This is a genomic window from Rhodoferax sp. RT5P35 (assembly GCF_056521385.1).
Genome location: NZ_JBWMAX010000005.1, coordinates 296,309 through 318,698 on the forward strand (window position 1 = coordinate 296,309; position 22,390 = coordinate 318,698).

The following is a 22,390-nucleotide window of genomic DNA, read 5'->3' on the forward strand; positions in this document are numbered from 1 at the left end:
TTACTATTAAATATGTAGCTACTTGCGCAGGAGCTGTAAGCGCTAGAGGCATTATTCTTATAAATTTGAGCACCGCATGGCCACACCCCTCCCGCCACCCAGACTGCAACTGACGAACATCACCAAGCGCTACCCGGCGGTGGTGGCCAACAGCAACGTCTCGCTGACGGTGCAGCCCGGCGAGGCGCACGCGGTGCTGGGCGAAAACGGCGCAGGCAAGTCCACGCTGATGAAAATCATCTACGGATCGGTCAAGCCCGACGAGGGTACGGTGCTATTCAACGGGCAGCCGGTGCACATCCGCAACCCGCAGGAGGCGCGCGCTTTAGGCATCAGCATGGTGTTCCAGCACTTCAGCCTGTTCGACACCCTGACGGTGGCCGAAAACGTCTGGCTGGGCCTGGACAAGAGCCTGAGCCTGGCCGAGGTCACCCAGCGCATCACCGCCAAGGCCAGCGCCTACGGCCTGGACATCGACCCCGGCCGCCCGGTGCACACCCTGGCCGTGGGCGAGATGCAGCGTGTGGAAATCATCCGCGCGCTGCTGACCAACCCCAAGCTCCTGATTCTGGACGAGCCCACCTCGGTGCTGACCCCGCAGGCGGTGGAAAAGCTGTTTGTGGTGCTGAACCAACTGGTGTCCGAGGGCTGCAGCATTCTGTACATCAGCCACAAGCTGCACGAGATTCGGGCGCTGTGCACGGCCTGTACGGTGCTGCGCGGCGGCACGGTCACCGGGGTGTGCAACCCGGCCGAGGAAACCAACGCCTCGCTGAGCCGTTTGATGATCGGCGCCGAGCCACCCGCGCTGGAGCACCGGGTGGTCAAAACCGGGGCCACGGTGCTGCAGGTGCAGGCCTTGCAACTGGCGCGTGAAGACCAGTTTGGCGTGGAACTCGATGGGATTTCCCTGCAGGTCCAGGCGGGCGAGGTGGTGGGCATTGCTGGCGTGTCAGGCAACGGCCAGCGCGAGCTGCTGTACGCGCTGTCGGGCGAAGACACCCGCTGTGCGGCGAACATGGTGCAGGTGATGGGCCAGCCGGTCGGCAAGCTGGGGCCACAGCAGCGGCGCATGCTGGGCCTGCATTTTGTGCCCGAGGAGCGGCTGGGCCGGGGCGCCGTGCCCACGCTGGGCCTGGCGCACAACCTGATGTTGACGCGCTCGGATGCCATTACCTCCAGCGGCTGGATCAAGCTGGGCGTGCTGCAAACCCAGGCGCAAAGCATCATCGACCGCTTCAAGGTCAAAACCGGCGGGCCGAACGCGGCCGCCAAGTCGCTCTCAGGCGGCAATTTGCAAAAATTCATTGTGGGCCGCGAGATCGATGCCAAGCCGAAGTTGCTGATCGTGTCGCAGCCCACTTGGGGGGTGGACGTGGGCGCGTCGGCGCAGATCCGCGGCGAGATTCTGGCCCTGCGCGATGCCGGGTGCGCGGTGCTGGTGGTCAGCGAAGAACTGGACGAGTTGTTTGAAATATGCGACCGGCTGCACGTTATTGCCAAGGGGCGGCTGTCGCCCTCGGTGGCGCGCGCCGATGCCACGGTGGCGCAGATTGGAGAGTGGATGAGCGGTTTGTGGAATGCCTCTGCAGTAACTTCGAAAACTGCGGAGGTGGCCCATGCTCAAGCTTGAAGCCCGCCCCCAGCCGTCCAAATTCTGGGGCTATGCCTCGCCCCTCCTGGCGCTGCTGGTCACGGTGGTGATCGGTGTGGCGCTGTTCATGGCGCTGGGCAAAGATCCGGTGAAGGGTTTGCAGGTGTTCTTTTGGGAGCCCATCAAATCGCAGTATGCGCTAGGCGAGTTGATGGTCAAGGCCACACCGCTGCTAATCATTGCGCTGGGGTTGGCGGTGTGCTTTCGCTCCAACGTGTGGAACATTGGGGCCGAGGGCCAGTACCTGATCGGGGCCATCTTTGCCAGCGGTGTGGCGCTGCTGGCCGACAAGGACACCACCGGCTGGATCGTGGTGCCGATCTTGCTGGCCGGGGTGCTGGGCGGCATGGTCTGGGGCGGCATCACGGCGCTGCTGCGCGACAAGTTCAATGCCAGCGAAATCCTGGTCAGCCTGATGCTGGTTTACGTGGCCGTGCTGGTGCTGAGTTACATGGTGGACGGCCCCTGGAAAGACCCGCTGGGGCATAACTTTCCGCAAACCAAAAACTTCGAGGCCATTACCCGCATTCCCCGGCTGTTCAAGGGTTCGCGGGTCAGCATCGGGCTGCTGATTGCGCTTGTGGGCGTGGCCGGGCTGTGGGTATTCCTGTTCCGCACCCGGGCGGGCTTTGCCCAGCAGGTCGGCGGGCTGGCACCGGCCGCTGCGCGTTACGCCGGGTTTTCTTCGCGCAAGGCGCTGTGGATTGCGCTGCTGACCTCTGGTGGCGCTGCCGGGCTGGCCGGTGCGCTGGAAGTGGCCGGGCCGCTGGGCCAGCTCACGCCGTATGTGCCTGCGGGCTACGGCTTTGCGGCCATCATCGTGGCCTTTGTGGGGCGGCTGCACCCGGTGGGCATGGTGTTCTCTGCCGTGCTGATGAGCATGTTCTACATCGGCGGCGAGCTGGCGCAGTCGCGCTTGGGTCTGCCGAAATCATTGACCGGGGTGTTCCAGGGGCTGCTGCTGTTCAGCTTGCTGGCCTGCGACACCTTGATTGCGTACAGCGTGCGGTTCAAAGTTCGCAAAGGAAGCATCTGATGGAATCGCATTTTTTGCTCTTCGGGGCCATGCTGAATGCTGGCACCGTGCTGGCGCTGGCGGCCTTAGGTTTGCTGATCAACGAGAAGGCGGGCGTGGTCAACCTGGGGGCCGAGGGCATGATGCTGTGCGCCGCCATTGCCGGGTTTGCCACCGTGGTCAACACCGGCAGCGACTGGCTGGGCTTTGCCGCCGGTGCCGGTGCCGGTGCCTTGCTGGCGGCGATTTTTGGCGTGCTGGTGATCTGGCTCAACACCAACCAGTACGCCACCGGCCTGGCGCTGAGCCTGTTTGGCGCGGGCTTCTCGGCCTTTGCGGGTATCCAGTATGTGCAGGCCAAACTGCCCGAGCGGGTGCAGTTCAAGGTGCCGGTGCTGGGCGATATTCCGCTGATTGGCCCAGCCCTGTTCCACCAGCATCCGCTGGTCTACGTGACCATGGCGCTGGTGGGTGGCATGGTCTGGTTTTTGTACCGTACGCGGGCCGGGCTGGTGCTGCGCGCCGTGGGCGAGTCGCCCGAATCGGCGCATGCGCTGGGTTATCCGGTGCGTCGTATCCGCTTCATGGCGGTGCTGGCCGGTGGGGCGATGTGTGGCCTGGCCGGGGCTTTTATCTCGCTGGCTTATACGCCGCTGTGGGTGGAGGGCATGGTGGCCGGGCGCGGCTGGATCGCCCTGGCCCTGACCACCTTCGCCACCTGGCGGCCCGCCCGCGTGCTGCTGGGGGCCTACCTGTTTGGCGGCGTGACCATGCTGGCGTTTGCCATGCAGGGCGCGGGGGTGGACATCCCCACCCAGTTCCTGAGCATGCTGCCTTACATTGCGCCCATCGTGGTGCTGGCCATCATCTCGCGCAACCCGGTGTGGATTCGCATCAACATGCCCGCGTCCCTTGGTAAACCGTTCTACCCCGGTTCATAATCATTTTGTTACATAGTTCCAACCTGTCTCCTTTTTTCAACCCGTCGAAAGAGCTTCCATGAAGAAACGTACCTTGATCCAACTCGCTGCCGCATCCGCGGTGGCTGCGGCCCTGGTGGGCTGTGGCAAGAAGGAAGAGCCCGCGCCTGCGCCCGCTGCCGCCCCTGCGTCTGCCCCGGTGGCCGAGGCACCCCCACCCAAGCCCGAGCCACTCAAGATTGCGTTTGCCTACCTTGGCCCGGTGGGCGACGGTGGCTGGACCTATGCGCACGACCGGGGCCGCCTGGCGCTGGAAAAAGAACTGGGCGACAAGATCGTCACCAGCTATGTGGAAAACGTGCCTGAATCGGCCGATGCCGAGCGCGTGTTCCGCGACATGGTGGGCCAGGGCAACAAGCTGATCTTTGGCACCACCTTTGGCTACATGGAGCCCATGCTCAAGGTGGCCGCTGACTCCAAAGACATCAAGTTCGAAAACGCCACCAGCTACAAAACCGCTGAGAACGTGCGCACTTTCGACAGCCGTACCTATGAGGGCGCGTACATGGCCGGTGTGATCGCCGGTTCGATGACCAAGACCAATGTGCTGGGCATCGTCGGCTCGGTGCCGATTCCCGAAGTGATCCGCAACATCGACAGCTTCACCCTGGGCGCGCAAAGCGTGAACCCGAAGATCAAGACCAAGGTGGTCTGGGTCAACGAGTGGTTCAGCCCGCCCAAGGAAACCGAAGCCGCCACCTCGCTGATCAACGGCGGTGCCGACATCCTGTTCCAGAACACCGATTCCTCGGCCGTGCTGAAGACGGCCGAAAGCAAGGGCAAGCGCGCCTTCGGTTGGGATTCCGACATGTCGGCCTACGGTCCCAAGGCACACTTAGCCTCCAGCATCATCAACTGGGGCCCGTACTACATCAAGGCCACCAAGGACGCGCTAGACGGCAAGTGGGCCACCGGCCAAAGCTGGTACGGCGTGAAGGAAGGTGCCATCGACGTGGTGTCTATCGCCGAAGACGTGCCTGCCGCCACCAAAGCCAAGATCGACGAGATCAAAAAGGGCCTGGCCGACGGCAGCTTCTCCATCTGGAAGGGCCCCATCATCGGTCAGAACGGCAAGGAAGTGGTCGCCAAGGACGTGGTGGCCGACGATGCCTTCCTGCAAGGCATCAACTTTTACGTCAAGGGCGTTGAAGGCAAAGTCCCAGGCGAGAAGTAGGTACACCCCCAGGCTACAGCGCAAGCGCTTTCCGCCCACCCCCTTGCAGGGGGCAACTGCAGCAGTCTGGCGGAGCCAGTCCTGCGCTGTTCTGGAGGGGGCGTTGCTTCGCTCGCCTGGTAAAAGAACGGGAGTTTTGTCCTTTGAAAGCCGCTCTTTGGAGCGGCTTTTTCGTTTGGGCATGGTCTTTGCTGATACCTTCGCAAGATGATTGAAAACACCCTTTGGCACCCGGTCGCGGCCAGCGCAGATCTGGTGGACACGCCGGTGGCCGTGGTGCTGCTGGAGCAGGCGGTGGTGCTGTGGCGCGACGCGGCTGGGGTGGCGCATGCCTGGGCCGACCAGTGCCCGCACCGGGGAGCGCGGCTGTCCTTGGGGCGGGTGTGCGGCGACCGGCTGGAGTGCCCCTACCACGGATGGCAGTTTGCGGCCTCGGGGCAGTGCGTGCTGGTCCCGGCCTTGCCCGCGTTCACGCCGCCTGCCACGCACACCGCGCGCAGCTTTGCAGCCTGCGAACGCTATGGGCTGGTATGGGTGCAGCTGGAGGCATCCGATGTGCCGGTGGTGGGCTTTGTCGCCGAGGACGAAAGCCGCCTGCGTAAGCTGATTTGCGGACCGTATGACGTGGCCACCAGCGCGCCGCGGCTGGTGGAGAACTTTCTGGACATGGCGCACTTTGCCTTTGTGCACGAGGGCTGGCTGGGCACGCGCGGCGCATCCAGTATCGACGACTACCGGGTTGAAACGACCGACACCGGCCTACTAGCCACGCAGTGCAAGGCCTGGCAGCCGCAGTCCAGCGTGCATGCCACCGGCGCTGCGCAAGTCGAATACACCTACGCGGTCGATGCGCCGTACACGGCGGTGCTGACCAAGCTGCCCGACCCGGCCAGCGTGGCCCTGGCCGACTACCGCGAGGCGATCGGCCTGTTCATCTGCCCGGCGGGGCCAGAGCGCAGCCGGGTCTGGTTTAGACTGGCCTGCAGCGACTGGCTATCTACCGATGCCACGCTGCGGGCCTTCCAGCACACCATATTCGAACAAGACCAGCCGGTGCTGGAGTCGCAAACCCCCCGGCGCCTGCCGCTGGACCCGCGCGCCGAGCTGCACACGGTGGCCGACAAGGCCTCTGCCGCTTACCGCCGCTATCTGAAACATCTGGGTATTACTTTTGGAGTCTGTTAGTGACCAAATTCTTGACCACCCCCTTCACCGTACCCGCCATTGCGCCTGAGCGCCTGCCCGACCTGCTGCGGGGCATGCCCAAGGCCGAGTTGCACATCCACATCGAAGGCTCGCTGGAGCCCGAGCTGATCTTCGCCCTGGCCCAGCGCAACCAGGTCGCCATCCCCTACGCCAGCGTGGACGAGTTGCGCAGCGCCTACGCCTTTACCAACCTGCAAAGCTTTCTGGATATCTACTACGCTGGTGCCAGTGTGCTGCTGACAGAGCAAGACTTCTACGACATGGCGCACGCCTACCTGGCGCGGGCCGCTGCCGACAACATCGCCCACACTGAGATATTCTTCGATCCACAAACCCACACTGCGCGCGGCGTGGCCATGGAGACGGTCATCCACGGCCTGCACCGCGCCTGCGTGGATGCGCAAAAAATGTGGGGCCTGAGCGCCGTGCTGATCCTGTGCTTTCTGCGCCATCTCAGCGAAGAAGACGCGTTTGCCACCCTGGAGCTGGCCCTGCCGCTGCGCGACAAGTTCATTGGCATCGGCCTGGACTCCAGCGAGCTGGGCCACCCGCCCGAGAAGTTCGCCAAGGTGTTTGCCCGCTGCCGCGAGCTGGGTTTCCGCTTGGTCGCCCACGCGGGCGAGGAGGGACCCCCGGCCTACATCTGGAGCGCGCTGGACGTGTTGAAAGTGGAGCGTATCGACCACGGCGTGCAGTCCACCCAAGACCCGCTGCTGATGCAGCGCCTGGCCCGCGACCGCATCCCGCTCACCGTTTGCCCGCTGTCCAACCAGAAGCTCTGCGTGTTCCCCAACCTGGCCCAGCACAACCTGGGCGCGTTGCTCGACGCAGGCCTGGTGGCGATGGTCAATTCCGACGATCCGGCTTATTTCGGTGGCTACCTGAACGAGAACTTCACCCAAACCTTCGCCGCCACCGGCCTCACCGCCCAACACGCCTACCAGCTCGCCGCCAACAGCTTCGAGGCCAGTTTCATCCCCGCAGAGCAGAAGCAGGCGCTGGTGGGGCAGTTGCAAGCGTATTTTGAAAAATTTAAATGAAATGGGTTACTAGCCAAGATTCAGCATACGCTAGTAGCTATTGAAAATGTAGCGTTTTATCCTTCTTGGATGCACTGTATCCCACTACTTTTCTTTACAAGTTCCTGCATGCGTTTGTCACAAAAGTGACGCTACGATGTTTGGCTGCAAACCCAAACAACCACAAAGGCACGCTATGACGGACCGCAAAGACCCGGTAGACAAGTCCTCTTTCGAACCCACTTCTGACGCAAGCCCGCAGCCCGAGCTCAGCCGCCGCTTCTTTCTAGGCGGCATGGCGACGCTGGGTGTGGGGGCTACGGCATCGCTGGCCGCCTGCGCTACCCCAGGAGGAGGTGGGTCCGCACCGCTGGACGCAGCGGCACTGGACCGGGCGCTGCAGAAAAATGTCAAGACCGTGGTGGTGATCTACGCCGAAAACCGCAGCTTCAACAACCTGTTTGCCAATTTCCCGGGTCTGGAAAAACCGCTGTCGTCGCTAAAGCCCGCCGACTACCAGCAGCGCGACCGCGACGGCTCGCTGCTGCCCGGTTTGCCCGCGGTATGGGGCGGCCTGAACCAGGTGGGCCCGCAGTCGGTGGAAGGGGTGGCGTACGCATCCGGCACGCAGTACCAGACGAATTTGCCCAACGCGCCGTTTGTGCTCAAAGGCCCGCAGGGTGAGGCGCTGCCGCTGGGCCTGGTCACCCGAGATCTGGTGCACGCCTTCTACCATAACCAGATGCAAATCAACGGCGGCAAGAACGACGGCTTTGCCGCCTGGGGCGACAGCGGCGGGCTGACCATGGGCCACTACGCCGACACCGCCTACCACCTGCGGCTGTGGGATGTGGCGCGCGAATTCGTGCTGTGCGACAACTTGTTCCAGGGGGCGTTTGGCGGCTCGTTTCTGAACCACCAGTACCTGGTCACCGGCACCGTGCCGTTCTACCCGAACGCGGCCACATCGGTGGCTAAAACCCAGATCGCCCAGGTGGAGGGTGGCGATCCGCAGGGCATCCGGCTGGTGCCCCAGGCCAGCAGCCCAGCCAGTGCCCTGGATGGCCCACCCAAGTATGGCCCGAACGCGCTCACCCCCGACGGCTACGCGGTCAACACCATGGCTCCGCCGTACTGGCCCTCTTGGTCGCGCGACAAGGCCCGGCCCGACTATGCCGATGCCAGCCAGCCCAGCACCCTGGTGCCGCAGGTACACCACCACATCGGCGACAAGCTGAGCCAGAAGGGCGTGGACTGGGCCTGGTACGGCGGCGCCTGGCAGGCCACGCTGGACGAGTACAAAGACTCCCAGGGCATCCCCAAGATTCCCAACTTCCAGTACCACCACCAGCCCTTCAACTACTTCAAAAACCTCGGCCCCGAATTCCCGGTAGAGCGCAAAAAGCGCCTGCGCGATGGCGGCTTGGGCGACGAGAGCCGCACCAACCACTTTCTGGCCGATGCCGAGGCGGGCCGCCTGCCCGCTGTGACGTTCTACAAGCCCCAGGGCAACCTGAACATGCACGCGGGCTATGCCGACATCGCCTCTGGCGACCGCCATATCGCCCACGCCATCAAGCTGTTGCGCGCCAGCCCGCAGTGGAACAATATGGTGGTGGTTATCACGGTGGATGAAAACGGTGGCTGGTGGGACCACGTGGCCCCGCCGCAAGGCGACCGCTGGGGCCCCGGCACGCGGTTGCCCGCGCTGGTGGTGTCGCCGTTTGCCCGCAAAGGCACGGTAGACCACACCATCTACGACACCGGCTCCATCCTGCGCCTGGTCACCCGGGTGTTCGGGTTGGAAAAGCTCGACGGCCTGAAGCAGCGCGACGATGCCATGCAGGCACGCGGGCAGCAGCCCATGGGCGATATGACCAACGCGCTGACATTCAGCGCCTGAAGCCGATGTTGGCGGGTAGCTACAGTAAATGTAGCTATCCGCCAAGTAGCTGTATAGGCTAGAAGCCTAAAACGTATGAATTTTAAGCTGTGCCGCGTTTGGCCAGCAGCGCCCGCCCCACACGTGAAGCCGAGGCGCGGCCCAGTTGGGCGTTGATCCAGTCGCCGCAGTCCACCAGCAGGTCCAGGTCAATGCCGGTGTCTGCCCCCAGGTGGTGCAGCAAATACACCACGTCCTCGGTGGCCACATTGCCGGTGGCACCCTTGGCATAGGGGCAGCCGCCCAGTCCGCCGACCGAGCTGTCGAAGGCGCGCAGGCCGAACTGGTACGAGGCATAGACGTTGGCAATCGCCATGCCATAGGTGTCGTGGTAGTGCCCCGCCAATTGGGCCACGGGCACCTGCTGCGCCACGGCCTCCAGCATGCGCAGCACAGAGTGGGGCGTGCCCACGCCAATCGTGTCGCCCAGCGATACCTCGTAGCAGCCCAGGGCCAGCAGTTGCCCCGCCACATCGGCCACGCGCTGGGGGGCTACGTCGCCTTCGTACGGGCAGCCCAGCACGCAGGATACGTAGCCGCGCACCCGCACGCCCTGGGCCTGGGCGGCGGCCATCAGCGGGGCGAAGCGGGCCAGGGATTCGGTGATGGAGCAGTTGATGTTCTTTTGCGAAAACGCCTCGGAGGCGGCGGCGAACACCGCGACGTGGTCAGCCCCTGCCGCTACCGCTGCTTCAAAACCTTGCAGGTTAGGGGTCAGCACCGGGTAGCTCACGCCGGGGTGACGCTCCAGGCCGCGCATCACTTCGGCGGAGTCGCCCATCTGCGGCACCCATTTGGGCGACACGAAGGAGGTCGCCTCGATCTCGCGCAGCCCGGCATTGGCCAGGCGCTGGATCAGCTCCAGCTTGGTGGCGGTGGGGACGGGCTGTTTTTCGTTTTGCAGGCCGTCGCGTGGGCCCATTTCGATAATGCGGACGTGGGTCATTCGGTCACCTCGAAATCCACCAAATCTACCCCATCGCCCACCTGTTCCCCGGCGCTGAAATGGAAGGCCTTGACGGTGCCCTTGGCGGGTGCGTGGATGGTGTGCTCCATTTTCATGGCTTCCAGTACCAGCAGGGGCGTGCCTTTTTCTACCGTCGCGCCCACCGCCGCCAGCAGGGCGATCACCTTGCCGGGCATGGGGGACTGCACACCACCGTGGGCATCGTCGCTGCTTTCGCGGTGCAGCAGTTCCACCTTGGCTACCGTCCAGCTCTGGCCGTGGCAGAACACGTGGAGATGCTCGGCCTGCGCCACCACCGTGGCGGTGAGGCGGCGGTCGTCCAACTGCACTTGCTGCACTTGCTGCACTTGGGATGGGCCGGTGCGGCGGGCCAGCACGGGGTCACCACCTAGGCCCAGCAGCACGCCGTCGGCCACCACTTCGGCGGTGACCAGTTGCTCGGTATCGCCACAGCGCAGGGGAATGGTTTGCTGCGATGTGCCGTTGAGCCGCCAGCCGTCCAGCACGCACCAGGGTGAGTCGGGTTCCATGGCGGTCAGGGCGGCGGCATCGGTTTGGCTTTGCAGCACGCTGAGCGCGGCCAGCATCCACACATCGGTGGGCATTGCCTCGGCCAGGGCGGGGAACAGATGCGCCTGCTCGCGCTCGATCAGTGCGGTGTCCAGTTGCGCCTGTGCAAACGACGGGGTGGCCACCAGGCGCTGCAAGAACGCCACATTGTTGGCCACGCCCACAATCTGGTAGTCGGCCAGCGCCTGGCGCATGCGGGCAAGGGCCTGGGTGCGGTCGGCATCCCAGACGATGAGCTTGGCGATCATCGGGTCGTAGTGCGGGGTGATCTCGTCGCCTTGTTCCACCCCGGTATCGACGCGCACATGGGCGGACGCTGTGGGGGGCTGCAGGTGGCTGAGGCGGCCGGTGGAGGGCAGAAAGCCCTTGTCCGGGTCTTCGGCGTAGATGCGGGCCTCGATGGCGTGGCCGGTCAGCACCAGTTGCTCTTGCGCCAGCGGCAGGGGCTCGCCCGAGGCCACGCGCAGTTGCCATTCCACCAGGTCCAGCCCGGTGACCATCTCGGTCACCGGGTGCTCTACCTGCAGCCGGGTGTTCATTTCCATGAAGTAGAAAGTACCGTCCTGGTGGGCAATGAACTCCACCGTGCCTGCGCCCACATAGCCCACGGCCAGGGCTGCGTTGACGGCAGCCGTGCCCATGGCGGCGCGGCGCTCGGGGGTCATGCCGGGGGCGGGGGCTTCTTCCAGCACCTTTTGGTGGCGACGTTGCACCGAGCAGTCGCGTTCAAACAGGTAGACGCAGTGGCCCAGGCTGTCGCCAAACACCTGGATTTCGATGTGGCGGGGCTGCAGCACGTACTTTTCGATCAGCACGTGGCCGTTGTCGAATGCGTTGATGGCTTCGCGCTGGCACGACACGAGAGATGCCGCAAAATCGGCCGCCGTATCCACCCGGCGCATGCCCTTGCCGCCGCCGCCCGCGCTGGCTTTGATCAGTACCGGGTAGCCGATTTTCTCGGCCTGCGCGGCCAGAAAGCCGGGGTCCTGGTTGTCGCCGTGGTAGCCGGGGGTCAGGGGCACACCGGCTTTTTCCATCAAGGTCTTGGCCGCAGACTTGCTGCCCATGGCGCGGATGGCCGAGGCAGGCGGGCCGATAAAGACCACACCGGCCTGGGCGCAGGCATCGGCAAAGTCGGCGTTTTCGGACAAAAAGCCGTAGCCGGGGTGCACGGCCTGGGCACCGGTTTGCAGCGCGGCGGCCAGGATTTTGTCTGCCACCAGATACGATTCGCGGGCTGCTGCCGGGCCGATGCAGACGGCCTCGTCGGCCAGGCGCACATGGCGGGCGTTGGCATCGGCTTCGGAGTACACCGCCACGGTGCGGATGCCCATGCGGCGGGCGGTTTGGATCACCCGGCAGGCGATTTCACCCCGATTTGCAATAAGGATTTTGTTAAACACGTGCCTTCTCCATCGGGGTGAAACCGCCTGCGTGCGCTGCGCGCACCATGCAATTTAGCTTCGCTGCTGCGCCGCTTTGCGGCTGGTCACCCCGGTTGGCGATGAGAATTTTGTTAAACATGTTTGGCTCCTGCCCAGTGCGGCGCGCGCTTTTCCAGAAATGCCGCCAGGCCTTCGCGGGCCTCGGGCGTGGCGCGCAGGCGGGCGATGCGCTGGGCGGTGTCTTCCACCAGGGCATCGTCTACTGCGTGGTTGGCAACCGCGCGGATCAGGTCGGTGGCGGCGGCTTGCGCACCGGCCCCACCGGCCTGCAAGGCCTCCAGCAGGGTTTGCACGGTGGTATCCAGCGCATCGGGCGCGGCGACCTCGTGGGCCAAGCCTAGGGCCAGGGCGCGTTCGGCGCTGATGCGCTCTGCGGTTTGGAAGTAGCGGTAAGCCTGGCGTTCGCCGATGGCGCGCAGCACGTAGGGGCTGATGGCGGCGGGGATGATGCCAAAGCGCACTTCCGAGGTGGCGAACTGCGCCTTGCTGGAGGCCACGCAGATGTCGCAGGCGGCAGCCAGGCCCATGCCGCCACCCAGTGCCGCACCGTGCACGCGGGCGACGGTGGGCGTGGCCATGCAGGACAGGGTGCGGAACAGGTTAGCCAGTTGGCGCGCATCGTCCACGTTCTTCTCCAGCGTGGCCGCGCCCTGGCGCTGCATCCAGCCCAGGTCGGCCCCGGCCGAAAAGCTCTTGCCCCGGCCCGCCAGCACCACGGCGCGCACGGCGGGGGCGGCATCCAGTTCCCGCAGGGCCTGGGTCAACTCGGTGATGAGGGTTTCGTCAAAGGCGTTGTGCACCTCGGGCTTGTTCATCCACAGCCAGGCAGCGCTGCCGTGGTGTTCGATTTCTAGGGTGGTGTAGGACATGGTGGCCTCACATGCGGAAGATGCCAAACTGCGTGGGCTGGATGGGCGCATTCAGTGCGGCCGCCAGCGACAGGCCGAGCACGCGCCGGGTCTGCGCCGGGTCCACCACACCGTCGTCCCACAGCCGGGCGGTGGCGTAGTAGGGGTGGCCTTGCAGCTCGTACTGGGCGCGGATCGGGTCTTTGAAAGCGGCTTCGTCCTCATTCGACCACTGGCCCCCCTTGGCTTCAATGCCTTCGCGCTTCACGGTGGCCAGCACGCCTGCAGCCTGCTCGCCGCCCATCACACTGATGCGCGCGTTGGGCCACATCCACAGGAAGCGGGGCGAAAAGGCCCGGCCACACATGCCGTAGTTGCCTGCGCCAAAGCTGCCGCCGATCAGCATGGTGATTTTGGGCACATTGGCGGTGGCCACGGCGGTGACCATCTTGGCCCCGTCTTTGGCGATGCCGCCGTTCTCCACCTTGCGGCCAATCATGAAGCCGGTGATGTTTTGCAGGAACACCAGTGGGATGCCGCGCTGCGTGCACAGCTCGATAAAGTGCGCGCCTTTCTGGGCCGACTCGCCAAACAAAATGCCGTTGTTGGCGATGATGCCCACCGGCATGCCATACAGCCGGGCAAAGCCGGTGACCAAGGTTTGCCCATAGCGGGCCTTGAATTCGTCAAAGCGCGAGCCGTCCACGGTGCGGGCGATGATTTCGCGCACGTCGTAGGGCTTGCGCGCATCCAGCGGCACCACGCCGTAGATTTCCGCAGGGTCGTACAGCGGCTCTTCGCTGGACTCCAGCTTGACCGTGGTGGGCTTTTGCCGGTTCAGGTTGGCGACGATGTTACGGGCGATCAGCAGCGCGTGCGGGTCGTTGTCGGCCAGGTGGTCGGCCACGCCGGAGATGCGGGTGTGCACGTCGCCCCCGCCCAGGTCTTCGGCAGTCACCACTTCGCCGGTGGCGGCTTTCACCAGCGGCGGGCCGCCCAGGAAGATGGTGCCCTGGTTTTTCACGATGATGGTTTCATCGCTCATGGCGGGCATGTAGGCCCCGCCGGCGGTGCACGAGCCCATCACCACGGCGATTTGCGCAATGCCCATGGCGCTCATCTGGGCCTGGTTGTAGAAGATGCGGCCAAAGTGGTCCCGGTCGGGAAAGACCTCGTCCTGGCGCGGCAAAAAGGCCCCGCCCGAATCCACCAGGTAGATGCAGGGCAGGTGGTTTTGCATGGCAATTTCTTGCGCGCGCAGGTGTTTTTTGACGGTCAGCGGATAGTAGGTGCCGCCTTTGACGGTGGCATCGTTGGCCACCACCATGCATTCCACGCCATTCACCCGGCCCACGCCGGTGATCAGCCCGGCCGCGGGGGCTTCACCGTCGTACATGCCGTAGGCCGCGAGTTGCCCGACCTCGAGGAAGGGCGTGCCGGCGTCGAGCAGCTGGGCTACGCGGTCGCGTGGCAGCAGCTTGCCGCGGGAGGTGTGGCGCTGGCGGGCGACCTCACCGCCACCCAGGGCGGCAACGGCTGCTTTTTCGCGCAGGTCTTGCACCAGGGTGCGCATGGCATCCGCGTTGGCACGGAAAGCCGGGTCGCGGGGTTGGAGCTGGGATTTCAGGACTTGCATGGCGCTTTAGCTCACATGGTTTCTGCAAACAGCTCACGGCCAATCAGCATGCGGCGGATTTCGCTGGTACCCGCACCGATTTCATACAGCTTGGCATCGCGCCACAGGCGGGGTGTGGGGTATTCGTTGATGTAGCCGTTGCCGCCCAGGATCTGGATAGCCTCGCCTGCCATCCAGGTGGCTTTTTCGGCCAGGTACAGGATGGCCCCTGCGGCATCCTTGCGCAGCGTGCGTGCGTGTTCAGGGGTATGGGCCCGGTCGCAAGCGGCTGCCACCGCGTAGCCGTAAGCGCGGCAGGCTTGCCAGGTGGTGTACATGTCGGCCAGCTTGCCCTGCATCAGCTGGAATTCGCCAATGCTCTGGCCAAATTGCTTGCGGTCGTGCACATAGGGCAGCACCACATCCATGCAGGCCGCCATGATGCCTAGTGGACCGCCGCACAGCACGGTGCGTTCATAGTCCAGGCCCGACATCAGCACTTTGACACCCTGGCCCACGCCGCCCAGCACGTTCTCGGCGGGCACTTCGCAGTCTTCGAAAAACACCGGGTAGGTGTTGGAGCCGCGCATGCCCATTTTGTCCAGCTTGGTGCCAAAGCCCAGGCCTTTGAAGCTTTTCTCGATGATGAAGGCGGTCATGCCCTTGGCACCGGCGTGGATGTCGGTCTTGGCATAGACGATCAGGGTGTCGGCATCGCCGCCGTTGGTGATCCACATCTTGGAGCCGTTAAGCACATAGCGGTCGCCCCGCTCTCCATTAACTAAATCTGCGCGTAGCTGCATGCTGACCACATCGGAGCCCGCGTTGGGCTCGCTCATGGCCAGGGCTCCCACGTGGTCGCCGCTGACCAGTTGGGGCAGGTAGTGGTCTTTTTGGGCTTTTGTGCCGTTGCGGTGCAGCTGGTTGACGCACAGGTTGGAGTGCGCGCCGTAGCTCAGGCCCACCGAGGCGCTGGCGCGCGAGACTTCTTCCATCGCCACCATGTGGGCCAGGTAGCCCATTGCGGTGCCGCCGTATTCTTCCGACACCGTCATGCCGTGCAGGCCCAGGCTGCCCAGTTTTTTCCACAGGTCGGCCGGGAACAGGTTGTCGTGGTCGATGGCGGCGGCGCGCGGGGCAATCTCGGCGGCGGCAAAGCTCTGCACCGTGTCGCGCAGCATATCTATGGTGTCGCCAAGGTGGAATGAAAGCGAAGGCAGGTGGGCCATGGGTTGTCTCCTTTTGCGCCAGTGTGGCCGTGCCGCGCGGGCAAAGTGTGCCAATTTAGTTGCAAATCGTGCCAAAAGTCTCTAGTCTTTGCCTATGGCCTCACCCACGTTGACACCTCCCCGTGCCGCCACCCCCATCGCCTTTGTGCAGGCGGTGCTGCTGGCTTACGATCGCTACGGCCAAGACCCCAGCCCGGCTTTGCAGGCTGCACAAATTACGCCAGCCCTTTTGGCCGATCCACAGGCCTGCATCACGGCAGCGCAAATGGAGACGCTGTGCAATGCCGCCATGCGGGCGCTGGACGACGAGGCCCTGGGCTGGTTTTCCCGCAAGCTGCCCTGGGGCAGTTACGGCATGCTGTGCCGGGCCTCCTTGGGTGCGCCCAGCCTGGAGGTGGCCATCAAACGCTGGTGCCGCCACCACCGTTTGCTGACCGGCGACCTGGAGCTGGCGCTGCGCATCGAGGGCGATGAGGCTGTGGTGACGTTGATCGAGCAGCGGGTGTTTGGTGCACTGCGCGAGTTCTGCCTGGTCACCAGCCTGCGCTACCTGCACGGCTACGCCTGCTGGGCCATCGACTCGCGCATTCCGCTGCGCGGGGTGGCGTTTCCGTTCCCCGAGCCTACGCATGGGCAGGTGTATCCGCTGATTTTTCCGGGGCCTGCGGTGTTCAACGCGCCGCAGGCGGGCTTTCGCTTCGATGCACGCTACCTGGGCCTGGCCCTGCGCCGCGACGAGTCCGCCCTGCAGACCATGCTGCAGCGGGCGCTGCCTTTGACGGTGCTGCAGTACCGGCACGACCGGCTGTTGCAGCAAAGCGTGCGGGCACTGCTGCGTACCCGCTCGGGTGAGCTGCGCAATGCCGAGGCCCTGGCCATGGCGCTGGGCGTGTCGACCCGCAGCCTGCACCGGCAACTGCAGTTAGAGGGCGCGTCGTTGCAGGCACTGCGCGACGAGGTGCGCAGCGAAGTCGCGCTGGACCTGCTGCGCCGCACCGACTGGCCGGTGAAGCAGATTGCGCACACGGTGGGTTTTCTGAACGAAAAAAGTTTTTCGCGGGCTTTTAAAACCTGGACGGGGCACGCACCCAGCGAGATGCGTTGATTTAGGCGGCTTTGGCCAGCATTCGCACGCCCACCGCCGTAAATTCGGGTACGCCCGAGTCCCGCAGCACCGCGCCCACCTTCTGCAGATACGCCGGGGTGGCGGTCAGCGGCACTTTCTCCAGCCACTGCAGCGCTTCCGGCAGCCGCCCGCGCGCGGCCAGCATGCCCGCATAGTTGAACTGGCCGCGAAAGTCGCCGCCCTGCGCGGCTTCCTGGTAGCAGAAAAAGGCGGCTTCCAGGTCTTTTTCCACCACCCGCCCGTCCTCGTAGTAACGACCAATCTTGGTCATCGACTTGGCGTGGCCCAGGTCGGCGGCTTGGCGGTAGAGCTGCAAGGCAGCAGCGTGGTCTTGCGGCACGCTTTTGCCCTCGGCATGCTGGTTGGCCAGGTTGTACAGCCCGGCATCCAGGCCCAGGCTGGCGGCTTTTTTGTACCAAGCCACGGCAGCAAACAGGTCGATGGGTGCGCCCCAGCCGTTTTCCAGGCAGCGCCCGGCCATGTTGGAGCCGATGGCGTGGCCTTGTTCTGCTGCCTGGAGAAACCAGTGCAGGGCCTGGGCCGGGTTGCGTTCAACACCGTGGCCGTCTAAATACCATTGGCCCAGTACGGCTTGGGCGTTGGCACGGCCCAGGGTGGCGGCAGCGGTGATCCAGGGGGCAGCTTGTTCGGCCGGGCCGGCGAGTACGGCGGTCCATTCGGCAGGGCTGACACGGGCCAGGGCTTCGGCGCTGGTGGGGATGGGGGGCAGGGCGGTCATGGTCAGAGTTCGTCAGAAATGGTCCGAATTATGCGTAAGCTATCAACCTATGAAAGCTTACCGCGCCTCCATTCTCCGTTTTGCTCCCGACCATTCCGCTCTGTATGACGAAGATGGTTTGCTGGTGGTCGGACCCGATCCTGCAGGTATCCAGCGGGTGCAGGCCGTTGGGCCGTACCGCACGCTCAGCGCCCAGTACCCCGGCCTGCCGGTCGAACACCTGCCGGGCCGTATTCTGGTGCCGGGTTTTGTGGACATGCACATCCACTACCCGCAGACCGACATCATCGGTTCGCCCGCCGACGGCCTGCTGCCCTGGCTGGAAAATTACACATTTCCCGCAGAAAAACAGTTCGCAGCGCATACGCATGCTACGGAAGTAGCTGCGTTTTTTATAGCGGAGCTATTACGCAACGGTGTGACCACGGCGCTGGCCTTTGCCACCTCGCACCCAACTTCGGTAAACGCCTTGTTTGCCGAGGCACAAAGAAACCACATGCGCCTGATCACCGGCAAGGTGCTGCAAGACCAAAACTCACCCGACGGCGTGCGCGATGACACCGAGCAAAGCCTGCTCGACACCGAGGCGCTGATCCAGCGCTGGCACGGCGTGGACCGCCTGGGCTACGCCATCACCCCGCGCTTTGTGCCGACCAGCACGCCCGCCCAGTTACGCGGCGCGGGTGCGCTGGCGGCGAAGTATCCCGATGTGTGGGTGCAGTCCCACGTGGCCGAAAACCTGGGCGAGATCGCCTGGGTGCGTGATCTTTACCCCGACGCGCGCAGCTACCTCAGCGTGTACGAAGACTTTGGCCTGCTGCGCCTGCGTGCCGTGTACGCCCACTGCATCCACTTCGACGATGCCGACCGCGCCCTGATGCGCGACAGTGGCACTGTGGCCGCCATCAGCCCGACCAGCAACCTGTTTCTGGGCAGCGGTTTTTTTGACTATGAGGGCGCAGACCGCATCGGCTTCGGCTACGGTCTGGCCAGCGATGTGGGCGGCGGCACCAGCTTCAGCCCCTTCCACACCATGCGTGCGGCCTACTACGTGGGGCGTGAGGGCCAGACCAAACCCGGCCTGTCGCTGAATCCACAAAGCCTGTGGTGGCAGCACACAGCGGGCGCAGCGCAGGCGCTGGGCCTGGGCGGCGTGGTGGGCAACCTGGCGGTGGGCTGCGAGGCCGACTTCCTGGTGCTCAACCCCCAGGCCACGCCCTTGCTGGCGCGCAAGACGGCGCGGGCGCAGAGCCTGGACGAGCTGCTGTTTAGCCTGATCATCCTGGCCGACGACCGGGCGGTGGAGCGTACGGTAATTTCTCAAGCCAAATAGAGCTTTAGCGCATGTAACGCATGTGCATATAGCTATTACTTTGGTAGCGATGGGGTGTCTGCGCGGTACAATCGCGGCCAACCTCAGAGACTGCCTAATGACTATCAAAAGCGACAAGTGGATTCGCCGCATGGCCGAGCAAACCGGGATGATCGAGCCGTTTGAGCCCGGCCAGATCCGCGAGCGCGACGGCAACAAAATCATCAGCTACGGCACCAGCAGCTACGGCTACGACATCCGTTGTGCGCCCGAATTCAAGGTCTTCACCAACATCCATAGCACCGTGGTCGATCCCAAGAACTTCGACGAAAAAAGCTTTGTTGATTTCTCGGGCGACAGCTGCATCATCCCGCCCAACAGCTTTGCGCTGGCCCGCACGGTCGAATACTTCCGTATTCCGCGCAATGTGCTGACCATCTGCCTGGGCAAAAGCACCTACGCCCGCTGCGGCATCATCGTCAACGTGACCCCGTTCGAGCCCGAGTGGGAAGGCTACGTCACCCTGGAATTCAGCAACACGACGCCGCTACCCGCCAAAATTTACGCCGGCGAAGGTTGCGCCCAGGTGCTGTTCTTTGAAAGCGACGAGGTCTGCGAGGTCAGCTACAAAGACCGTGGCGGCAAATACCAAGGCCAGGTGGGTGTGACCCTGCCCAGAGCCTAGCCGTCACCATTGCACTCGCCATTACCGTGACCAGGGCCTGATTCTTGCTGCGACATTCGGCGACACCTTAAGGAAAAAGACTTCACCATGTGCCAAATGCTCGCCATGAATTGCAACAGCACTGCCAGCATCAACTTCTCGTTCACCGGGTTTTCGGCCCGCGGTGGGCAGACCGGCGAACATGCCGACGGCTGGGGGATTGCATTTCATGAGCGTACCGGTTGCCGGGTGTTTATCGACGATGGGCGGGCCAGCGATTCGGCCCTGGCCGACTTTGTCCGCAGCTACCCGATCAAGTCCAAGTCGGTGTTGGCGCACATCCGCAAGGCCACCCAGGGCGCGGTCACTCTGTCTAATTGCCACCCGTTCCAGCGCGAATGGCTGGGCCAGCACTGGGTGTTTTGCCACAACGGTGACCTGAAGAATTACCACCCCAACCTGCGCGGCAACTACCTGCCGGTGGGTACCACCGACAGCGAAAAAGCTTTTTGCTGGATGCTGCAAGAGCTGCGCAGCGCGTTCAAAGGGGCCTGCCCGCCCAGCTGGAAGCAGGTGGCACCCGTGCTGGCCGAACTGTCGCGCCGCATCGCCAGCCACGGCACATTCAACTTTTTGCTGTCCAACGGTGAGGCCATGTACGCACATTGCTCCACCAATTTGAGCTGGGTATCGCGCCAGCACCCGTTCCAGACCGCCCGTTTGATCGACTGTGACATGACCCTGGACTTGCGCCAAGCCAATAGCGAAACCGACCGCATGGTGCTGGTGGCCACCGAGCCGCTGACCGCTGATGAACCCTGGAACAGTTTTGCTCCGGGTGAACTGAAGGTGTTTGTCGAAGGTGCCCAGGTCTGGAGCAGCACCAGCTTGCCGCCCAAGCCCACTAAACCGGTGAAGCCTGCCCGGGCCATGCCGCCCAAGCCGCTCGCCTTGCGCGCCAGCCTGGGAGCGCCCGCGTGAGGGATTCCGCGGGGGAGGGCAGCCGTCGGGTGCTGGATGTTCAAAACCTGAGCGTCAGGTTTGAAACCAAGGAGCGCGTGGTGGATGCCGTGCGCGACCTGTCTTTTTACGTCAACGCGGGCGAAACGCTGGCGATTGTGGGCGAGTCTGGCTCGGGTAAATCGGTATCGTCCCTGGCGCTGATGCGGCTGGTGGAAAACGGCGGCGGGCGCATCACCAGCGGCAGCATGCAGTTCCACCGGCGCGACGGCAGCACGCTGGACCTGGCCCAGGCCAGCCCGGCCACGATGCGCGGCATCCGCGGGGCTGAAATGGCCATGGTGTTCCAGGAGCCCATGACCTCGCTGAACCCGGTGTTTACTGTGGGCGAGCAGATTGCCGAATCCATCCGCCTGCACCAGCATCTGGGCCGCGCCGCTGCCCTGGCCGAGGCCCTGCGCATGCTGGACCTGGTGCGCATCCCCGAGGCCAAGAATGTGCTAGGCCGCTTTCCGCACCAGCTGTCTGGCGGCATGCGCCAGCGGGTGATGATTGCCATGGCCTTGGCCTGCAAACCCCGTTTGCTGATTGCCGACGAGCCCACCACGGCGCTGGACGTAACCATCCAGGCCCAGGTGCTGTCGCTGATTCGGCTGCTGCAAGACGAGATGCAGATGGGCGTGGTCTTTATCACCCACGACATGGGCGTGGTGGCTGAGATGGCCGACCGTGTGCTGGTGATGCTGCGCGGCGACAAGGTCGAAGAAGACGACTGCGCCCGGCTGTTTGCCGCCCCGCAGCACGCGTATACCCAGGCGCTGCTGGCGGCCGTACCCACGCTGGGGGCCATGCGGGGTACCGACAGTCCGGCCAAATTTCCGCTGCTGGACGCGGCCAATCCGTCGGACAGCGTGGCTTGGCCGGTGCGTGATACCGTCAAGCACACCATGCTGCCCGTGCTCAAGGTGCAGAACCTCACCACCCGTTTCCCGGTACGCACCGGGCTGTTGGGCCGCATCACCCGCCAGGTTTGCGCGGTGGAGCAGGTCAGTTTCAGCTTACAGCCGGGTGAGACGCTGGCGTTGGTGGGCGAGTCGGGCTGTGGCAAGTCCACCACCGGGCGCTCCCTGGCGCGGCTGGTGCAGTTTGAGTCGGGTTCGGTGGATGTGGCGGGGCGGGCGATTGCGCCGCTGGCCGGGCGGGCGCTGCAAAGCCTGCGCCGTGATGTGCAGTTTATTTTCCAAGACCCGTTTGCCTCGCTGGACCCGCGTTTGACGGTGGGCTTTGCCATCATGGAGCCGCTGCTGGTGCATGGTGTGGCCAAAGGCTCAGAAGCCGGCAAGCGGGTCAGTGATCTGCTGTACCGCGTGGGTCTGCCTGCCAGTGCTGCACAGCGTTATCCGCATGAATTTTCTGGTGGTCAGCGCCAGCGGATTGCGATTGCCCGTGCCCTGGCGCTGAACCCCAAGGTGGTGATTGCCGACGAGGCCGTGTCGGCACTGGACGTGTCCATCCGCGCGCAAATCGTCAATCTGATGCTGGACCTGCAGCGCGAATTCGGTATTGCCTTTTTATTCATCTCGCACGACATGGCGGTGGTGGAACGCATCAGCCACCGGGTGGCGGTGATGTACCTGGGCCAGATTGTCGAAATTGGCCCGCGCCGCGCGGTGTTCGAGAACCCGCAGCACGCCTACACCCGCCGCCTGATGGCCGCCGTACCAGTGGCCGACCCGGCACGCCGCCACAACCGGCGCGAACTGCTGACCGGCGACATCCCCAGCCCGATCCGCGCCCTGGACGACCTGCCGCAGGTGGCCCCGCTGGTCGAGGTAGGCCCCGGCCACTTTGTAGCACGCCATGCGGTGGGTGGTATTTACTAGTTTGCCGATTCCGCACAACGGAAATTTTTGTAACCCTGGAGC

Annotated in this window: 19 protein-coding genes; 12 read left to right on the top strand and 7 right to left on the bottom strand. The window is 64.2% G+C overall.

Annotated features, from left to right (window positions below; all coding sequences use genetic code 11):
• Window positions 1-76: 76 nt before the first annotated feature.
• From AC097L_RS09995 to AC097L_RS10025, 7 genes are all read left to right on the top strand, one after another.
• Window positions 77-1,633 (top strand): ABC transporter ATP-binding protein, encoded by a 1,557-nt coding sequence (locus tag AC097L_RS09995; protein WP_479586206.1) that lies wholly within the window; start codon window positions 77-79, stop codon window positions 1,631-1,633.
• Window positions 1,620-2,690 (top strand): ABC transporter permease, encoded by a 1,071-nt coding sequence (locus AC097L_RS10000; protein ID WP_479586209.1) that lies wholly within the window; start codon window positions 1,620-1,622, stop codon window positions 2,688-2,690. The genes AC097L_RS09995 and AC097L_RS10000 overlap by 14 nt, the downstream gene beginning before the upstream one ends.
• Window positions 2,690-3,610, top strand: coding sequence for an ABC transporter permease (locus tag AC097L_RS10005; RefSeq protein ID WP_479586212.1), 921 nt, complete (start codon window positions 2,690-2,692; stop codon window positions 3,608-3,610). Before AC097L_RS10000 ends, AC097L_RS10005 begins: the two co-directional genes overlap by 1 nt.
• 58 nt (window positions 3,611-3,668) lie before the next feature.
• Window positions 3,669-4,823 (top strand): BMP family ABC transporter substrate-binding protein, encoded by a 1,155-nt coding sequence (locus tag AC097L_RS10010; RefSeq protein WP_479586214.1) that lies wholly within the window; start codon window positions 3,669-3,671, stop codon window positions 4,821-4,823.
• A gap of 207 nt (window positions 4,824-5,030) precedes the next feature.
• A complete protein-coding gene (locus AC097L_RS10015) occupies window positions 5,031-6,008 on the top strand; it encodes an aromatic ring-hydroxylating dioxygenase subunit alpha (protein WP_479586216.1) in 978 nt (325 codons plus the stop codon).
• Window positions 6,008-7,069 (top strand): adenosine deaminase, encoded by a 1,062-nt coding sequence (locus AC097L_RS10020; protein WP_479586218.1) that lies wholly within the window; start codon window positions 6,008-6,010, stop codon window positions 7,067-7,069. The genes AC097L_RS10015 and AC097L_RS10020 overlap by 1 nt, the downstream gene beginning before the upstream one ends.
• Window positions 7,070-7,244: 175 nt before the next feature.
• Window positions 7,245-8,951: an acid phosphatase gene (locus tag AC097L_RS10025; RefSeq protein ID WP_479586220.1), complete on the top strand. Its 1,707-nt coding sequence runs from the start codon at window positions 7,245-7,247 to the stop codon at window positions 8,949-8,951.
• An 82-nt stretch (window positions 8,952-9,033) separates the two neighbouring features.
• On the opposite strand, the gene AC097L_RS10030 is transcribed toward AC097L_RS10025, so the two are convergent.
• Genes AC097L_RS10030 through AC097L_RS10055 form a run of 6 tightly spaced genes read right to left on the bottom strand, consistent with a single transcriptional unit; the run spans window position 9,034 to window position 15,664 of the window.
• Window positions 9,034-9,936 carry a hydroxymethylglutaryl-CoA lyase gene (locus tag AC097L_RS10030; RefSeq protein WP_479586222.1) on the bottom strand — a complete coding sequence of 301 codons (903 nt, stop codon included), beginning with the start codon at window positions 9,934-9,936 and terminating at the stop codon, window positions 9,034-9,036.
• Window positions 9,933-11,930: an acetyl/propionyl/methylcrotonyl-CoA carboxylase subunit alpha gene (locus AC097L_RS10035; protein ID WP_479586224.1), complete on the bottom strand. Its 1,998-nt coding sequence runs from the start codon at window positions 11,928-11,930 to the stop codon at window positions 9,933-9,935. The genes AC097L_RS10030 and AC097L_RS10035 overlap by 4 nt, the downstream gene beginning before the upstream one ends.
• A complete protein-coding gene (locus AC097L_RS10040; protein WP_479586226.1) occupies window positions 11,923-12,051 on the bottom strand; it encodes a hypothetical protein in 129 nt (42 codons plus the stop codon). Before AC097L_RS10040 ends, AC097L_RS10035 begins: the two co-directional genes overlap by 8 nt.
• Window positions 12,044-12,841, bottom strand: coding sequence for an enoyl-CoA hydratase/isomerase family protein (locus AC097L_RS10045; protein ID WP_479586228.1), 798 nt, complete (start codon window positions 12,839-12,841; stop codon window positions 12,044-12,046). The genes AC097L_RS10040 and AC097L_RS10045 overlap by 8 nt, the downstream gene beginning before the upstream one ends.
• A gap of 7 nt (window positions 12,842-12,848) precedes the next feature.
• Entirely contained in the window at window positions 12,849-14,456 is a 1,608-nt protein-coding gene (locus AC097L_RS10050; protein WP_479586230.1) for a carboxyl transferase domain-containing protein, read from the bottom strand.
• An 11-nt stretch (window positions 14,457-14,467) separates the two neighbouring features.
• Window positions 14,468-15,664 (bottom strand): isovaleryl-CoA dehydrogenase, encoded by a 1,197-nt coding sequence (locus AC097L_RS10055; protein WP_479586232.1) that lies wholly within the window; start codon window positions 15,662-15,664, stop codon window positions 14,468-14,470.
• A gap of 94 nt (window positions 15,665-15,758) precedes the next feature.
• Here AC097L_RS10055 and AC097L_RS10060 point away from each other — a divergent pair, with 94 nt between their 5' ends.
• On the top strand, window positions 15,759-16,769 hold the full coding sequence (locus AC097L_RS10060; RefSeq protein ID WP_479586234.1) for an AraC family transcriptional regulator: 1,011 nt from the start codon (window positions 15,759-15,761) through the stop codon (window positions 16,767-16,769).
• A 1-nt stretch (window position 16,770) separates the two neighbouring features.
• On the opposite strand, the gene AC097L_RS10065 is transcribed toward AC097L_RS10060, so the two are convergent.
• A complete protein-coding gene (locus AC097L_RS10065; protein ID WP_479586236.1) occupies window positions 16,771-17,529 on the bottom strand; it encodes a tetratricopeptide repeat protein in 759 nt (252 codons plus the stop codon).
• Window positions 17,530-17,578: 49 nt separating this feature from the next.
• On the opposite strand from AC097L_RS10065, the gene guaD reads away from it, so the two are divergent.
• The 4 genes from guaD (at window position 17,579) to AC097L_RS10085 (ending at window position 22,348) form a co-directional block, all read left to right on the top strand.
• A complete protein-coding gene (gene guaD, locus AC097L_RS10070; protein WP_479586238.1) occupies window positions 17,579-18,862 on the top strand; it encodes a guanine deaminase in 1,284 nt (427 codons plus the stop codon).
• 97 nt (window positions 18,863-18,959) lie between these two features.
• Window positions 18,960-19,526 (top strand): dCTP deaminase, encoded by a 567-nt coding sequence (dcd, locus tag AC097L_RS10075; RefSeq protein ID WP_295956959.1) that lies wholly within the window; start codon window positions 18,960-18,962, stop codon window positions 19,524-19,526.
• Between the two features lie 87 nt (window positions 19,527-19,613).
• On the top strand, window positions 19,614-20,486 hold the full coding sequence (locus AC097L_RS10080) for a class II glutamine amidotransferase (protein WP_479586239.1): 873 nt from the start codon (window positions 19,614-19,616) through the stop codon (window positions 20,484-20,486).
• On the top strand, window positions 20,483-22,348 hold the full coding sequence (locus AC097L_RS10085) for a dipeptide ABC transporter ATP-binding protein (RefSeq protein ID WP_479586240.1): 1,866 nt from the start codon (window positions 20,483-20,485) through the stop codon (window positions 22,346-22,348). Before AC097L_RS10080 ends, AC097L_RS10085 begins: the two co-directional genes overlap by 4 nt.
• The last annotated feature ends 42 nt before the right edge of the window (window positions 22,349-22,390 follow it).

Coding starts and splice junctions, on each gene's coding strand:
- AC097L_RS09995 (WP_479586206.1), top strand. CDS start 77: ATGGCCACACCCCTCCCGCCACCCAGACTGCAACTGACGAACATCACC.
- AC097L_RS10000 (WP_479586209.1), top strand. CDS start 1,620: ATGCTCAAGCTTGAAGCCCGCCCCCAGCCGTCCAAATTCTGGGGCTAT.
- AC097L_RS10005 (WP_479586212.1), top strand. CDS start 2,690: ATGGAATCGCATTTTTTGCTCTTCGGGGCCATGCTGAATGCTGGCACC.
- AC097L_RS10010 (WP_479586214.1), top strand. CDS start 3,669: ATGAAGAAACGTACCTTGATCCAACTCGCTGCCGCATCCGCGGTGGCT.
- AC097L_RS10015 (WP_479586216.1), top strand. CDS start 5,031: ATGATTGAAAACACCCTTTGGCACCCGGTCGCGGCCAGCGCAGATCTG.
- AC097L_RS10025 (WP_479586220.1), top strand. CDS start 7,245: ATGACGGACCGCAAAGACCCGGTAGACAAGTCCTCTTTCGAACCCACT.
- AC097L_RS10030 (WP_479586222.1), bottom strand. CDS start 9,936: ATGACCCACGTCCGCATTATCGAAATGGGCCCACGCGACGGCCTGCAA.
- AC097L_RS10040 (WP_479586226.1), bottom strand. CDS start 12,051: ATGTTTAACAAAATTCTCATCGCCAACCGGGGTGACCAGCCGCAAAGC.
- AC097L_RS10045 (WP_479586228.1), bottom strand. CDS start 12,841: ATGTCCTACACCACCCTAGAAATCGAACACCACGGCAGCGCTGCCTGG.
- AC097L_RS10050 (WP_479586230.1), bottom strand. CDS start 14,456: ATGCAAGTCCTGAAATCCCAGCTCCAACCCCGCGACCCGGCTTTCCGT.
- AC097L_RS10055 (WP_479586232.1), bottom strand. CDS start 15,664: ATGGCCCACCTGCCTTCGCTTTCATTCCACCTTGGCGACACCATAGAT.
- AC097L_RS10060 (WP_479586234.1), top strand. CDS start 15,759: ATGGCCTCACCCACGTTGACACCTCCCCGTGCCGCCACCCCCATCGCC.
- AC097L_RS10065 (WP_479586236.1), bottom strand. CDS start 17,529: ATGACCGCCCTGCCCCCCATCCCCACCAGCGCCGAAGCCCTGGCCCGT.
- guaD (WP_479586238.1), top strand. CDS start 17,579: ATGAAAGCTTACCGCGCCTCCATTCTCCGTTTTGCTCCCGACCATTCC.
- dcd (WP_295956959.1), top strand. CDS start 18,960: ATGACTATCAAAAGCGACAAGTGGATTCGCCGCATGGCCGAGCAAACC.
- AC097L_RS10080 (WP_479586239.1), top strand. CDS start 19,614: ATGTGCCAAATGCTCGCCATGAATTGCAACAGCACTGCCAGCATCAAC.